16 protein-coding genes are annotated in these 14302 nt (G+C 68.2%); 5 read left to right on the forward strand and 11 right to left on the reverse strand.

Going from position 1 to position 14302, the window contains the following annotated elements; all coding sequences use genetic code 11:
* Positions 1 to 10: 10 nt before the first annotated feature.
* Complete coding sequence (locus tag ACXDF8_RS10130) at positions 11 to 751, forward strand: dienelactone hydrolase family protein (RefSeq protein ID WP_457223121.1); 741 nt, start codon at positions 11 to 13, stop codon at positions 749 to 751.
* Here the strand turns inward: ACXDF8_RS10130 and ACXDF8_RS10135 are convergent.
* Genes ACXDF8_RS10135 through dapB form a run of 4 tightly spaced genes read right to left on the reverse strand, consistent with a single transcriptional unit; the run spans position 740 to position 2895 of the window.
* Positions 740 to 1195, reverse strand: coding sequence for a hypothetical protein (locus tag ACXDF8_RS10135; protein WP_457223122.1), 456 nt, complete (start codon positions 1193 to 1195; stop codon positions 740 to 742). The two genes, ACXDF8_RS10130 and ACXDF8_RS10135, sit on opposite strands and share 12 nt — an antisense overlap.
* 58 nt (positions 1196 to 1253) lie before the next feature.
* Entirely contained in the window at positions 1254 to 1706 is a 453-nt protein-coding gene (locus ACXDF8_RS10140) for a flavodoxin family protein (RefSeq protein ID WP_457223123.1), read from the reverse strand.
* Positions 1703 to 2125 carry a tetratricopeptide repeat protein gene (locus ACXDF8_RS10145; protein WP_457223361.1) on the reverse strand — a complete coding sequence of 141 codons (423 nt, stop codon included), beginning with the start codon at positions 2123 to 2125 and terminating at the stop codon, positions 1703 to 1705. The genes ACXDF8_RS10140 and ACXDF8_RS10145 overlap by 4 nt, the downstream gene beginning before the upstream one ends.
* 35 nt (positions 2126 to 2160) lie before the next feature.
* Positions 2161 to 2895, reverse strand: a complete 735-nt coding sequence (dapB, locus tag ACXDF8_RS10150; RefSeq protein ID WP_457223124.1) for a 4-hydroxy-tetrahydrodipicolinate reductase — start codon at positions 2893 to 2895, stop codon at positions 2161 to 2163.
* Positions 2896 to 2950: 55 nt separating this feature from the next.
* On the opposite strand from dapB, the gene ACXDF8_RS10155 reads away from it, so the two are divergent.
* From ACXDF8_RS10155 to ACXDF8_RS10165, 3 genes are read left to right on the forward strand one after another with little or no spacing between them, the layout of a single operon-like run.
* The gene (locus ACXDF8_RS10155; RefSeq protein ID WP_457223125.1) at positions 2951 to 3199 is read left to right on the forward strand and encodes a hypothetical protein; all 249 of its coding nucleotides are present in this window, start codon (positions 2951 to 2953) and stop codon (positions 3197 to 3199) included.
* The gene (locus tag ACXDF8_RS10160; protein ID WP_457223126.1) at positions 3196 to 3927 is read left to right on the forward strand and encodes a PE-PPE domain-containing protein; all 732 of its coding nucleotides are present in this window, start codon (positions 3196 to 3198) and stop codon (positions 3925 to 3927) included. The genes ACXDF8_RS10155 and ACXDF8_RS10160 overlap by 4 nt, the downstream gene beginning before the upstream one ends.
* 58 nt (positions 3928 to 3985) lie before the next feature.
* Positions 3986 to 5323 (forward strand): HNH endonuclease signature motif containing protein, encoded by a 1338-nt coding sequence (locus ACXDF8_RS10165; RefSeq protein ID WP_457223127.1) that lies wholly within the window; start codon positions 3986 to 3988, stop codon positions 5321 to 5323.
* 30 nt (positions 5324 to 5353) lie between these two features.
* Here the strand turns inward: ACXDF8_RS10165 and aldR are convergent, their stop codons facing one another.
* The gene (gene aldR / locus ACXDF8_RS10170) at positions 5354 to 5869 is read right to left on the reverse strand and encodes an HTH-type transcriptional regulator AldR (protein ID WP_457223128.1); all 516 of its coding nucleotides are present in this window, start codon (positions 5867 to 5869) and stop codon (positions 5354 to 5356) included.
* Between the two features lie 94 nt (positions 5870 to 5963).
* Here aldR and ald point away from each other — a divergent pair, with 94 nt between their 5' ends.
* Positions 5964 to 7079, forward strand: a complete 1116-nt coding sequence (ald, locus tag ACXDF8_RS10175) for an alanine dehydrogenase (protein WP_457223129.1) — start codon at positions 5964 to 5966, stop codon at positions 7077 to 7079.
* A 112-nt stretch (positions 7080 to 7191) separates the two neighbouring features.
* Here ald and ACXDF8_RS10180 read toward each other — a convergent pair whose 3' ends face one another.
* The 6 genes from ACXDF8_RS10180 to ACXDF8_RS10205 all read right to left on the reverse strand — a co-directional run bounded on the left by ACXDF8_RS10180 (position 7192) and on the right by ACXDF8_RS10205 (position 14026).
* Positions 7192 to 7992 carry a VOC family protein gene (locus ACXDF8_RS10180; protein WP_457223130.1) on the reverse strand — a complete coding sequence of 267 codons (801 nt, stop codon included), beginning with the start codon at positions 7990 to 7992 and terminating at the stop codon, positions 7192 to 7194.
* Positions 7993 to 8060: 68 nt separating this feature from the next.
* Positions 8061 to 8450, reverse strand: coding sequence for a YchJ family protein (locus ACXDF8_RS10185; RefSeq protein WP_457223131.1), 390 nt, complete (start codon positions 8448 to 8450; stop codon positions 8061 to 8063).
* 9 nt (positions 8451 to 8459) lie between these two features.
* A complete protein-coding gene (gene bla / locus ACXDF8_RS10190) occupies positions 8460 to 9374 on the reverse strand; it encodes a class A beta-lactamase (RefSeq protein ID WP_457223132.1) in 915 nt (304 codons plus the stop codon).
* Positions 9371 to 10396, reverse strand: a complete 1026-nt coding sequence (locus ACXDF8_RS10195) for a nitronate monooxygenase (RefSeq protein WP_457223133.1) — start codon at positions 10394 to 10396, stop codon at positions 9371 to 9373. The genes bla and ACXDF8_RS10195 overlap by 4 nt, the downstream gene beginning before the upstream one ends.
* Positions 10397 to 10398: 2 nt before the next feature.
* Entirely contained in the window at positions 10399 to 11808 is a 1410-nt protein-coding gene (locus ACXDF8_RS10200) for a M16 family metallopeptidase (protein WP_457223134.1), read from the reverse strand.
* Positions 11762 to 14026, reverse strand: coding sequence for a polyribonucleotide nucleotidyltransferase (locus ACXDF8_RS10205; protein ID WP_457223135.1), 2265 nt, complete (start codon positions 14024 to 14026; stop codon positions 11762 to 11764). The genes ACXDF8_RS10200 and ACXDF8_RS10205 overlap by 47 nt, the downstream gene beginning before the upstream one ends.
* Positions 14027 to 14302: the final 276 nt, after the last annotated feature.

A 14302-nucleotide genomic window follows, 5' to 3' on the forward strand; every position in this document is an offset into this window, starting at 1 on the left:
AAACGAAGCCATGCCGACCATCACCGACACCGTCATCACCGCCGACGGACACTGCCCCGTCACCCTGGCCATCCCGGCCGGCGAGGGCCCCTGGCCCGCGGTGGTCATGTATCCCGACGCCGGCGGCACCCGGCCGGTTGCCGTCGACATGGCGGTGCGCCTGTCGGGTCTCGGCTACGTCGTGCTCGTCCCCGACGTGTACTACCGCAGCGGTGACTGGGAACCGTTCTCGATGGCGACGGCGTTCAGCGACCAGGCCGAACGCCAGCGGCTGTTCGGCATGATCCAAAGCGTCACACCGGACGCGATGGAGACCGACGCCCGGGCGTTCTTCGACTACCTGGCGGCCCGGCCGGAGGTCAGCGGGCAGACGTTCGGCACCACCGGTTACTGCATGGGCGGGCGGACGTCGCTGGTGGTGGCCGGGCGGGTGCCGGAGCGGGTGTCCGCCGCGATGTCCTTCCACGGCGGTGGGCTGGCCACCGAGGACGCCGACAGCCCGCATCTGCTGGCCGGCCAGATCCAAGCGGCGGTCTACGTCGGCGGCGCCCAGGACGACGCCTCCTTCACCGCCGAACAGGCTCAGACGCTGGACAAGGCGCTCACCGAGGCCGGCGTCGAGCACACCATCGAGTGGTATCCGGCGGCCCACGGCTTCGCTGTGCCGGACAACGGCCCCTATGACGAAGCCGCCGCGGAGCGGCACTGGGCGGCGATGACAACCTTCTTCGGAGTGCACCTACCGAGATGAGTTCTTCTTGCTGACGTTGCGCAGGCCACGGATCACACCGCGGGTGGCGTACAAGAACACCACGATCGACAGCAGGATCAGGAAGATGAACGTGGGCAACCAGTTGGTCCGGCTGTGCGGGATGTTCCACCAGACCACCGTGAATAGCACCGCGCAGATGAACAGGACGATGTCGCGCCAGTTGCCCTTGTAGCTGGCGGCGACATCGAGCAGCTCGCGGCTCTTCTCGGTGCTGACGATCACATCCTGGATGCGCCGGTCGATGCTGGCCTTGAGCGCGGCCCGCAGCTCGACGTCCTCGGGCGGCAGCTTGTCCAACAGCTCGAGGTCGGACTTGATCATGCCGCGGATGTCCGGGCCCTTCATGGTGCCGGCGGCGATGCCCAACAGCGCACCACCCGCGATCGGGGCGGCCCCCAACGCGATGTCAGCAATTCCCACCATGGCTCCTCCAGCTCCTCTTCCCAGGAGGGTAGTGCGCGGGCCTGCCGGCGGAGGCCGACTACTCCATCAGGACCGCGGCCACCGTCGCACCCAGTTCCCAGCAGGCCTCGATGTCGGCCTTGGCGGGCCTGCCGGAGACGACGACGGTCTCGGCTGCTCGAATCCACCCCAGCCCGGTGGTGATGGCGTCCACGCCGCGGATGGCTCCCTCGGTTCCCTCGTTGCCATGAACGTAGAGGCCGAACGGCCGCCCCCGTGTCGCGTCCAGGCACGGGTAGTAGCAGACGTCGAACGCATGCTTGAGCGCGCCGCTCATGTAACCGAGGTTCGCCGGGGTGCCCAGCAGGTAGCCGTCGGCGTCGAGCACGTCGGCCGGGGCCAGGGTCAGCGCCGGGCGACGCACCACCTCGACGCCATCGATCTCGGGATCGGTCGCGCCGGCCAGCACTGCCTCGAACATCTCCTGGCAGGCCGGCGACGGAGTGTGGTGGACGATCAGCAGGCGTTTCACTGGCGTGTATCCGCATGCAGCTCAACAGCTTTGCGCATGGTCTCCCTAGCGCGGCCGCGGTCGCCGGCGTAGTCGTAGGCCCGCGCCAGCCGGTACCACCGCTGCCAGTTGTCCGGGTCGGCCTCCAGTTCGCGGCGCACGGTGTCGAACAGTGCGTCGGCGGCGTCGCGCTGGATGCGGCCGGCCGGGGTGCGCGGCAGATCGCTCACGTCGAGCTCCATGCCGTCTTCCTTGGCCAGTGCGGCAAGCCGCTGGTGAGCGAACCCGGCCCGCAGGGTGGCGACCATCGCCCACAGCCCGACGATCGGCAGCAGCAACACGCCGAGGCCGAGGGCGATCGCCGCAGGTGTGCCCGTGGCGATCAGCGCGACGGCGGTGCGACCCAGCAGCACGAAGTACACCAGCAGGGCCACACACATGACCCCGATCAGCAGCTGGATGCGCACCGCCCGGTTCACAGGTCGAGCAGCGGTTCGATTCCGATGGTCAGCCCGGGTCGCTCGGCGACCCTGCGCACGGCCAACAGGACGCCGGGCACGAACGACGTGCGGTCGAGGCTGTCGTGCCGGATGGTCAGCGTCTCCCCGAGAGTGCCGAAGAGCACCTCCTGGTGAGCGACCAGGCCGGTGAGCCGAACCGAGTGCACGGGGATGCCGTCGACGTCGGCTCCGCGGGCGCCCGGCAGGCCCGTGCTGGTGGCATCGGGGTTGGGCGGCAGATCTTTTCGCGCCTCGGCGATCAGCCGGGCGGTGCGGGTCGCGGTACCCGAGGGGGCGTCGGCCTTGTGCGGATGGTGTAGTTCGATGACCTCCACCGACTCGAAGTACGGGGCGGCCTTCTGGGCGAAGTGCATGGAGAGCACCGCGCCGATGGCGAAATTCGGAGCGATCAACACACTGCTGCCGGGTCTGTCTGCGATCCAGGCGCGGACCTGGTCGAGACGCTCGTCGGTGAAGCCGGTGGTGCCGACGACGGCGTGGATCCCGTTGGCGATGAGGAACTTCAGGTTTTCCATGACGACGTCGGGGTGGGTGAAGTCGATGACCACCTCGGTGTCGCTGCCGGTGAGCAGCGACAGCTCGTCACCGGCGTCGACCTCCGCGCTCAACGTCAGGTCGGCGGCCTCGCGCACCGCCGCACACATGGTGGTTCCGACCTTGCCTCTGGCTCCCAGGACCCCAACTCGCATGCAGGCAGCCTAATCGGAACCCCCCAGCGTTAGGCTCGCCGAGGGAGGTCGGGGGATGTTCCAACAGGTCGGACTGGCCGCATTGAGCGCCGCGATGATCGCGACGGCACCGTCCAGCAGCGCTGCAACCGTCCTCACGCTCGAAGGCGGATTCGTCGGAATGCAGCACGTTCTGCACTTCACACCGACCCAGTTGCGGGGCAACCTGTGCAGGACGCCCAACCACTGCCGGCCGGTGCACTACTTCGCCCTGCCCGGCGACGAGCAGATCGTGCTGTTCGGTACAGCCAGGGCGGGCAGGTGATCTACGAGGACCTGCGCCGGTGGGCCGCCGACCCGGCCACCGCTCCCGACCCGGCCCGCGTCTCGTGGGTATCCATCGGCAATCCGGAGAACCGCTACGGCGGCAAACGGCCGAAATCCGCGGCCGCACCCGACTGGCTGCCGGCGGACACCGCCTACCCGGGCACCGAAGTCATCCGGCAGTACGACGGCTGGGCCGACTGGCCCGACGATCCACGCAACCTGCTCGCCGTCGCCAACGCGGTGGCCGGAATGTTCAGCGTGCACAGCAACTACCGGCAGGTCGACCTCAATGATCCCGCCAACGTCCACTACACCCCCGAGGTCGACGGCCAGCCGGGCAATGTCACCTACGCGTGGGTGCCCACCAAGACGCTGCCGCTGGTGGCATGGGCCGGCCCGCTGGCCCCCGCGTTGGACAACGCGCTACGGCCGGTGATCGAGAAGGCCTACCACCGGCCCGTCGACATCCCCGATCCGACACCGCCGACGGGTGCGGTCACGCCGGCGGTCACCCCGAGCGCGAAGGCCTTGGCGGTGCGGTCGCCGGTGCGCGCCAAGGCCGCGTCGAAACGGCCCGCGGTGGCGGCGTCGAGCCCCAAGACCACCGGCGGGAACGACTCCGCCCGCCACCGGGTTCAGGCGAGGTCCGCCCGACGAAGCAACTGCGGCGCGGCTATCGGCTGGCCAGATCGCTGTGGCAGAACGTTTTCCACAGTTCCGCGTTGATCCACAACCCGGTTCTCGCGCCCATTCCCTGTCGGCGGGCCGGGGTACTGTGCCAAATATGAGTTCGAACACCAGTTCGATACACGTGGCGCTGGATTCCCTTGAGGTTGCAGTGGACGCGCTGGCGGCGATCGACCTCGAGAGCGTGGACGCGGCGGAACGCTACCGGGTCGTCGCCCGGCTGGAGACCGCGCGACGCCGGCAGAACGCGATCAGCGGTGACCACACCGCCCGGCTCGAGCATGTGCCGGGCTGCCCGCCGGTTCCGATCACCCTGGCTGACGTGTTACGGATCAGCCGCGCCGAGGCCCGCCGCCGCCTGCGTGACGCCGAACAACTCAAGCAGCGGACGACGCTGACCGGCGAACCGCTGCCGCCGCCGCTGCCCGGGACATCCAGGGCCTGGCGTGACGGGCTACTCGACGCCGAGCACCTTCAGGTCATCCAGCGGTTCTTCCGAGACCTGCCCGACCATGTGCCGGCGGCAGAGATCGAGAAAGCCGAGAAATCACTGGCCGAACACGCGGTGACGCTGCGCCCCGATCAGCTGGCCAAGGTCGCCCACCAACTCTCCCTGCTGCTGAACCCCGACGGAAAATTCTCCGACGAAGACCGCGCCCGGCAGCGGGGGTTCCTCTGGTGCGGCGGCCAACGCCCCGACGGCATGAGTGTGGGCAGGCTGATCGCCGACCCGGAACTGCGCGCCATGCTCGACGCCTGGTTCGCCAAATTCGCCGCACCCGGCGTGTGCAACCCCGCCGACCAAAGCCCGACCCTCACCCCGTCCGAGGAAGTTGCCGAACGCGATCGGCGCAGCTACGCCCAGCGTCAGCACGACGCCCTCACCGCCCTGGTTCGTGGACAGCTCGGCGACCCGAAACTCGGCCAGCACAACGGCTTACCAGTCACCGTGATCGTCTCGGCCAACCTTCAAGACATCCAGAACCGAACCGGACAAGCCGTCACCGCCGCCGGCACCCTGGTTCCGATCCCGGACGTCATCCGCATGGCCACCCACGCCTACCACTACCTCGCGCTGTTCGACGGAGTGAACGGCCGCGCACTGTGGCTGGGCCGGACCAAACGCGTCGCGTCGGCCGATCAGCGAATCATCCTGCATAGCAAGGAACGTGGCTGCACGCGGCCCGGCTGCGACGCCCCCGGTTACCGATCCGAAGTCCACCATGTCGACGAATGGGCCACCGGCGGACACACCAACATCGACAAGCTCACCATGGCCTGTCCCGCGGACCACAAATTGCTCGACCAGGGCTGGACGACCCGCAAACTGCCCAACGGCGACACCGAGTGGATCCCACCACCGCAGTTACCGATCATGGCAGGAGTCAACGATTTTCACCATCCCGAACGGATACTGGGCAGCGAAACCGCATGAAAGCCCGGCCATACGGCGGCGAGTGCGGCGCTACAGCGGGGCAGCGCCGCGCAGGTGCTCGAAGATGAGCGAGGTCTGGGTGCCTGCCACGTCGGCGTCGGCATTGAGGTTCTCCACCACGAATGCGCGCAGATCGTCGGTGTCGCGGGCGGCCACGTGAATGATGAAGTCGTCGGCGCCGGCCAGGAAGTAGACGTCCATGACCTGCGGCTTGCGCCGGATCTGCTGAATGAAGTCACGGATCTTGCCGCGGGCATTGGACTGCAGGCGCACCGAGATCATCGCCTGAAGCGACAACCCGATGGCGTCCGGATCGATGTCGGTATAGAAACCACGGATCACTCCGAGGTCCTGCAGCCGCCGCACCCGCCCATGACAGGTCGACGGCGCGATTCCGACCGCGTCGGCCAGCGCACTGTTGGAGATCCGCGCGTCGGCGTGCAGCGCCGCCAGGATGCGCCGGTCCACGACGTCGAGCTCAGCGGCCCGAACATCCTTCGACCCAGCCCCGGAACGCGCCACACTGTTCGTTGATTCTTCGACCATAGTGACATCCTAGTGAATCTTTGTCGTCCCGATTGCCTACCCTTCGAAAGTTCTTCACAATTCTTGTAAGCCACTTCCCGAACAAGGAGCGATCATGCGCGTCGGCATCCCGACCGAGATCAAGAACAACGAGTACCGCGTCGCCATCACCCCGGCCGGCGTGTCCGAACTTGTCCGCCACGGCCACGAGGTGCTGGTCCAGGCCGGCGCCGGCGAAGGGTCGGCCCTGCAGGACGCCGACTTCAAGGCCGCCGGAGCGCAGATCGTCAACGGTGCCGACCAGGTGTGGGCCGAGGCCGACCTGCTGCTCAAGGTCAAAGAGCCCATCGAGGCCGAGTACAGCCGGATGCGCAAGGGCCAGACGCTGTTCACCTATCTGCACCTCGCCGCCTCCAGGCCCTGCACCGACGCGCTGCTGGCGTCCGGAACCACCTCGATCGCCTACGAAACGGTGCAGACCGCAGATGGCGCGCTGCCGCTGCTGGCCCCGATGAGTGAGGTCGCCGGCCGGTTGTCCGCTCAGGTCGGTGCCTACCACCTGATGCGCACCCAAGGTGGTCGCGGCGTGCTGATGGGCGGCGTCCCCGGCGTCGCCCCGGCCCGCGTCGTCGTGATCGGCGGCGGCATGGCCGGCGACAACGCCGCCGCCGTCGCGTGGGGCATGGGCGCGCACGTCACCGTGTTCGACCTCAACGTCAACACGCTGCGCAAGATCGACGCCGAGTACGGCGGTGCCATCGAGACCCGCTACTCCTCGCGCCTGGATCTGGAGGACGCCGTCAAGCAGGCCGATCTGGTCATCGGCGCCGTGCTGGTCCCGGGCGCCAAGGCACCCAAGCTGGTCACCAACGAGACGGTCGCCCAGATGCGGCCGGGCGCGGTCCTGGTGGACATCGCCATCGACCAGGGCGGCTGCTTCGAGGACTCCAAGCCCACCACGCACGACGACCCAACCTTCAAGGTCCACGACGCGGTCTTCTACTGCGTGGCCAACATGCCGGGCGCCGTCCCGCGCACTTCGACCTACGCACTGACCAACGCGACCATGCCCTACGTCCTCAAGCTCGCCGACAAAGGCTGGCAGAACGCCTGCGCGGCGGACCCGGCGCTGGCGAAGGGCCTGTCGACCCACGAAGGGCAGTTGCTCAACGCCGAAGTCGCCCACGACCTCGACCTGCCGTTCACCGATCCGGCGGGCCTGCTCCCCTGACAACGCCGGTGACCTGAAATCCTTGGTGAGCCAACGGCTCACCCGCACACAGCGGACCGGGACAGCTCCTCGAGCGTCCCGGTTCGTTGGCGTAGCGGTTCAGGTATGCGGCTCAGGCCATGCCGGCCGGCGGATGACCCAGGCAAATCAGCGCGCCGAGTGGGTCCTTGATCGCCGCCAGCGTGCCGTACGGCGTGTCCTCGACGGGCATCAGCAACTGCCCGCCGAGTTCTTCGGTCTGCTTCACCGTGGCGGCCACGTCGTCGACGGTGACGTACACCTGCCAGAACGACGGCACCTCGGCGGGCATCAGGCTGGCCGCGTCCATGATTCCCGAGTACGCGCTCTCACCGGCGAAGACCTGACCGTAGCGGTCGGGCCCGACCGCATCGGGGTCACCGCCGGTGCCGATCTCCTCGATGCGTGCGCCGAGTGCGGTGCGGTAGAACGCCAGGGAGGCGTCGTAGTCCTTGCTCTGGCATTCGAACCAGTACGGCGCCCCGTGCACGCCCCACTCGGTGAATCCGTGATGGCCGCCTGGCTGCCAGAAGCCGATGACGGCGCCCGCCGGGTCGACGACGACCATCATCGAGCCCAGATCACCGACCGGCATCGGCGGAACCATGACCGTCGCGCCGGCCGCCTCCGCAGCGGCAACGGTGGCGGTGCCGTCGGCGGTATGCAGGTAGACGCCCCAGATATCGGCCGGGCCGGCCTCGGCCATGCGCGGCGAGAGCCCCGCCACCCGCTTGCCGTGCAGTGTGAAGTTCTGATAGCCGCCGAACTGCGGTTGCGGCGGACCCTCGAGCTGCCAGCCGAAGATCTGGTGATAGAACTCCGCGGCGCGGGCGGGGTCACTGCTCATCAGGTCGAACCAGATGGGCGCCCCGATCGGGGCGGTGTAGTCACTCACGATGGTCCTTTCGCTGGGTTCACGCCGTCCCCCGTACTGACCCGAGCGCTGACCGAAACTCATCGCGGTCAGTCGAACAGCTCTCCGTCGACGTAGAACCAGCGCCGAGCTCGCACGGCGAAGCGGGACCTCTCATGCAGCGCGCCGCTCTGCCGACCGTCGCGGAAGTGGGCCCGGAATTCGACTTCGCCGGTCTCATCGCCCACACCGCCGTGAACGACGTCGACGACGTCGAGTCCGGTCCAGCTCAGCTCACCGTCCGGCGGGGACGCGGCGGGCCGGGTGCTCGGATGCCAAGTCCGCCAGATGTAGTCGGCGTCGCCGACCGCATACGCGCTGTAGCGAGACCGCATCAACTCCTCAGCGGTCGCGGCCTGCCGCTCGCCACGATGCAACGCCAGACAGCACCGGCCGAACAGTTCGCCGGATCCGCACGGGCACGCGTCGGTCGCCTGCATCCTGGGCGCCTAGTCCTGACCGTGCAGCGACGGCATCGCCGCAGCCGTCACCTCCGCGACGAGCTGCCGCAGCGCCGGCGCGTTCGCGTCATTCGACTGCGTGCGGGTCATGATCGCCAGCAGCACGCTTTCTCCGTTAGGCCCGAAGGCAATTCCGACGTCGTTGGTGCTGGCGTAGCCGCCGGAGCCAGTCTTGTCCGCGGTTGTCCACCCCGCCGGCAGGCCCGCTCGCATACTCGAGGTGGTGTTGGCGCGCATCCAATCCAGCAGTTGGGTGCGATGCGGCTCGTCGAGCACGTCGCCGGCGAGCACCCGCAGCACTCCCCCGCCCAGTGCGCGCGGGGTGCTGGTGTCGCGCGGATCAGCGGGCAGTGCGGAGTTCAGCGCGGTTTCCCAGCGATCCAGCCGGCTGCGGTCGTCGCCGATCGACCGGGCGAACGCGGTGATCGCCGGCGGTCCACCGATAATCCGCAACAACAAGTTGGCGGCGGTGTTGTCGCTCACCTGCAGCGCGGCCGCACACAGATCCGACATCGGCATCGTCGCGCCGGCGTTGGGTTCGGTGCGCGGCGAATTGGCCACCAGGTCGGCCGGATCGACCGTCACCGGATCGGAGATCCGCACCTGTCCCATCTGATCCTTCTGCAGCACACACGCCGCCAAGTAGGCCTTGAACGTGGAGCACATGGCGAACGGATCGTTGTCCCGATGCGCCACAGCAACATTCGAGTCGAGGTTGCGCCCGTACAACCCGACGAAGGCATTATGGCGCTTCTCCAACGCGGCGATGCGGTCCGCGAGTGGCGGCATTGGTTCGGCAGGGTCGCTCAACGTCGGATGCGCCGGGGCAGTCGGGTGGCCGCAGGCGGCCAGCGCGCCCAGCGCCACCGCGCCGACCAGAACACCGCGGCGGGACAGGCTCATGCCAGCTCTCCGCTCAACGCGGCCACGATGTCGGCGGCACTGCCGCCGCTGATGGAGCGCCAGGACGTGCCGGCCCACAGATTGGTGCCGTGCGGGTCACCGGCTGCCACGGCAGCAGCGCGGATCGGCCCGGTCAGCTGGTTGACCTCCGGATAGCCCAGCGGGGCCACCCGGTCGTAGCGCGCAGTGAAGTCGTTGGCCAGGCCGCGGGCATAACGGCCGGAAAAGGCGCACGTCACAATCGTTTCGGTGAACTGCTTGTCGGTCAGGGCCCGGCGGTGGGTGGCGTTGGTTCCCGCCTCGTCGCACAGCAGGAACGCGGTGCCGGCCTGCGCGGCGACCGCGCCCGCATCCAGCGCACCGCGCACGTCGGCGGCCGTGGACAGCCCGCCCGCGGCGATCACAGGCACGTCGTGCGCCGAGACGACAGCAGCAAGCAACTCGGCCAGCGGCAGTTCGGGAGACCGATGGCGCGGGTCGAACGTGCCGCGGTGCCAACCCGCCTGCGGCCCCTGCACCACCAGCATGTCCGTGCCGGCGGCCACCGCAATGTCGGCCTCCGCCGGGCTTGTCACCGTCACCGCGGTCGATACACCGCGACCACGCAAGCTGCTCAGCACGTCTGGGGCGGGGCAGCCGAAGGTAAACGACGCCACCTCCGGTGCCAGATCGGCGACCACGTCGAGTTTGGCCTGCCACCCGTCGTCGTCGGGGCGCGGCGTTCCGGGATCGGCGCCATAGTGCTGCGTCAGCGGCGCCAGCTGCTCGCGGTACCGCTCCAGGGCGGCCGGGGTCGCCGCCGACGGTTGCGGCACGAACAGGTTCACCCCGATCGGCGCGCTGGTCCCCGACCGCGCGGCAAGGATGGCGTCGGCGAATTTCTCCGCGCTCAGATAACCGGCCGGCAAAAATCCGAGACCGCCCGCGGCGGACACCGCAGCGGCCAGGGCCGGAGTACTCGGACCGCCTGCCATTGGAGCACCGAGAACAGGTACCGCCACATCACGCAGGCTGAAGGTCACGACTAGCTCCTAATACTCCGAAGTGGCTGCGGCAGTGACCGTTTCGTTCGATGCGGGCCGAGCACCGCAGCGCCGAACGGCTTGGACAACACCTGTCGGGCGACGGCGTTGACGTCCTCGAGGGTGACGTCGTCGATCCGCTGCAGAGTGCTGCTGATGCTGCGGTATTCGCCGTAGTTCAGCTCGCTGCGGCCGATGCGATTCATCCGCGACGAGGAGTCCTCGAGCCCGAGCACCAAACCGCCGCGCATCGAACCCTTGGCGATGCGGCATTCGTCTTCGGTGATGCCGTCGCGGGCCACGTCGGCGAGAACCTCGGTGGTCAACCGCACCACCTCATCGAAGCGCTCCGGCAAGCAGGCCGCATACACCGACAACGCCCCGCTGTCGGAGAACGTGTCAACCGCCGAATACACCGAGTAGGCCAGCCCGCGGCTTTCCCGAATCTGTTGGAACAGACGCGAACTCAGGCCACCGCCCAGTGCGGTGTTCAGCACGGACAATGCCCAGCGGTTTGGCCAGTGCCGGCCGGGGACGCGCACTCCCAGACACAAGTGGGTTTGCTCGGCGTCACGGTTGATCAGCACCAGGCCGGGCTGGCCGGCAAGTCGCCCGGCGCCCTTACGCGGCGGCAGCGGCTTGCGACCCTTGACCAGGTGCCGGCCGAAGTACTGACGGACCAGGGCGACTACCTCGTCATGGTCGATGTTGCCGGCGACGGCCACGACCATGCGCTCGGGGACGTAGCGGCGGACGTGGAAGGAGTGCAGCTGGGAACGGGTCATCCCCGACACCGAGTCGACACTGCCGATCACCGGGCGCCCCACCGGATGATCGCCGAACATCGCGGTCAGGAAGACATCGCCGAGGGCATCCTCGGGATCGTCGTCGCGCATCGCGATCTCTTCGAGCACGACGTCGCGTTCGAGTTCGACATCAGTACCCGCGCACACGCCGTTGAGCACCACGTCGGCGACGAGGTCCACCGCCAGCTCGAGGTCCTCATCGAGCACGTGGGCGTAATAGCAGGTGTGCTCCTTGGCGGTGAACGCATTCAGTTCGCCGCCGACGGCGTCGACCGACTGCGCGATGTCCACCGCGGTGCGCGTCGGAGTCGCCTTGAACAACAGATGTTCCAAGAAGTGCGCGGCTCCGGCCACGGTCGGCCCCTCGTCGCGGGACCCGACATTGACCCAAACCCCGACCGACGCCGACCGCACCGACGGAACGTGCTCGGTAACGACGCGAAGCCCGCCGGGAAGCACGGTGCGCCGCACCGCGGCCGGCGCCTCAGAGGCGCGCCGGCCGCGGCGAAGCGGTGCTGAATTCGTGCCCGGGGCGCTTCGCTCCCGCCCGCCGGAAGGACTAGCTGCTGGCGGTCGCGGCATCGGCATCGGCAGGAGCCGGTGCATCTTCCTCGGGAGCAGCGGCAGCGCCTTCTTCGTCGACGAGCACCAGCGAGATCTTGCCGCGGTTGTCGATGTCGGCGATCTCCACCCGGAGCTTGTCACCGAGCTTGACGACGTCCTCGACCTTGGCGATCCGCTTGCCCCGACCCAGCTTCGAAATGTGCACCAAGCCGTCGCGACCCGGCAGCAGCGAGACGAATGCTCCAAAGTCAGTGGTTTTCACCACCGTTCCGAGGAACCGCTCGCCCGCCTTGGGCAGCTGCGGGTTGGCGATCGCGTTGATCATGTCGATCGCCGCCTGCGCCGACGGGCCGTCGGTGGCGCCGACGAACACCGTGCCGTCGTCCTCGATCGAGATCGAGGCACCGGTCTGCTCGGTGATCGAGTTGATCATCTTGCCCTTGGGCCCGATGACCTCACCGATCTTGTCCACCGGGATCTTGATCGCGGTGACGCGAGGAGCGTAGGGGCTCATCTCGTCGGGCGCGTCGATGGCCTCGGCCATGACCTCGAGGATCGTCAGCCGGGCGTCCTTGGCCTGCGACAGCGCGCCGGCGAGAACCTGGGAGGGGATGCCGTCGAGCTTGGTGTCCAGCTGCAGAGCGGTGACGAAGTCCTTGGTGCCAGCGACCTTGAAGTCCATGTCGCCGAAAGCGTCCTCGGCGCCGAGGATGTCGGTCAGTGCGACGTAGCGGGTTTCCCCGTCGATCTGGTCGGAGACCAGACCCATCGCGATACCGGCGACCGGGGCCTTGAGCGGCACACCGGCGTTCAGCAGCGCCAGGGTGGAGGCACACACCGAGCCCATCGAGGTCGAACCGTTGGAGCCCAACGCCTCCGACACCTGACGGATCGCGTACGGGAACTCCTCGACGCTCGGCAGCACCGGCATCAGGGCCCGCTCGGCGAGCGCGCCGTGACCGATCTCGCGGCGCTTGGGCGAACCGACGCGGCCGGTCTCACCGGTCGAATACGGCGGGAAGTTGTAGTGGTGCATGTAGCGCTTGGAGGTCTCCGGGCCCAGCGAGTCGATCTGCTGGGCCATCTTGACCATGTCGAGGGTGGTGACGCCCAGGATCTGGGTCTCGCCACGCTCGAACAGCGCGCTGCCGTGCGCCCGCGGGATCACGGCGACCTCGGCGGACAGCGCCCGGATGTCGGTGATGCCGCGACCGTCGATGCGGAAGTGGTCGGTCAGGATGCGCTGGCGGACAAGCTTTTTGGTCAGCGAGCGGAACGCCGCGCCGATCTCCTTCTCACGCCCGGCGAAGGCCTCGCCCAGCTGGCCGAGCACCTCGGCCTTGATCTCGTTGGTGCGGTCGTCGCGCTCCTGCTTGCCGGCGATGGTCAGCGCCTGCGCCAGCGAGTCCTTGGCGGCGTGCTCGACAGCGGCGTAGGCGTCCTCGGCGTAGTCCGGAAACACCGGGTAGTCGGCGGTCTCCTTGGCGGCGCGGCTGGCCAGCTCACTCTGCGCGGCGCACAGCGTCGCGATGAACGGCTTGGCGGCCTCCAGGCCCTCGGCCACGACGGCCTCGGTCGGCGCCTGGGCGCCGCCGGCGATCAGGTCGATGACCTTCTCGGTCGCTTCAGCCTCGACCATCATGATCGCGACGTCTTTCTGGTCGCCGTCGCCGACCACGCGGCCCGCGACGACCATGTCGAACACGGCCGTCTCGAGCTGCTCGACGGTCGGGAACGCGACCCACTGGCCCTCAATGAGGGCGACGCGCACGCCGCCGACCGGGCCGGAGAACGGCAGGCCGGAGATCTGGGTGGACGCCGACGCGGCATTGATCGCCAGGACGTCGTAGAGATCCTTGGGATCCAAGCTCAGGATGGTCACCACGACCTGGATCTCGTTGCGCAGGCCCGAGACGAACGACGGACGCAACGGCCGGTCGATGAGGCGGCAGGTCAGGATCGCGTCGGTGGAGGGGCGGCCCTCGCGGCGGAAGAACGAGCCGGGGATACGCCCCGCGGCGTACATCCGCTCCTCGACGTCGATGGTCAGCGGGAAGAAGTCGAAGTGCTCCTTGGGGGCCTTGCTGGCGGTGGTGGCCGACAGGAGCATGGTCTCGTCATCGAGGTAGGCGACGACGGCGCCCGCGGCCTGCTGGGCCAGCCGGCCGGTCTCGAAACGGATGGTGCGGGTGCCGAAGCTCCCGTTGTCAATGACGGCGGTCGCTTCGAACACGCCTTCGTCGATTTCAGCTACAGACATATACGTCCGTTCGGCCTTTCTGAATTCAGCTGTTTCGCGTTGTCACAGATGAACTCAGGTAGCCCTGAGAACGACGAGGCCCGGGCCTGGATACGGCTACGGCCGTCGATCGAAGCGGCCGGGCAATCCCCGAACGTGGGGCCCGGCAGCCACTACCGAAGACCGCCCGATCAGGGAAGCTTCGCTATGACACGCGGGAACGGGACACGCGGATGTGCGTGACCCGCACCCGATGTTCGAGCCGGAAACCGACCCGTAACGCCCCTATGTTACACC

Source organism: Mycolicibacterium sp. CBM1 (genome assembly GCF_054073305.1).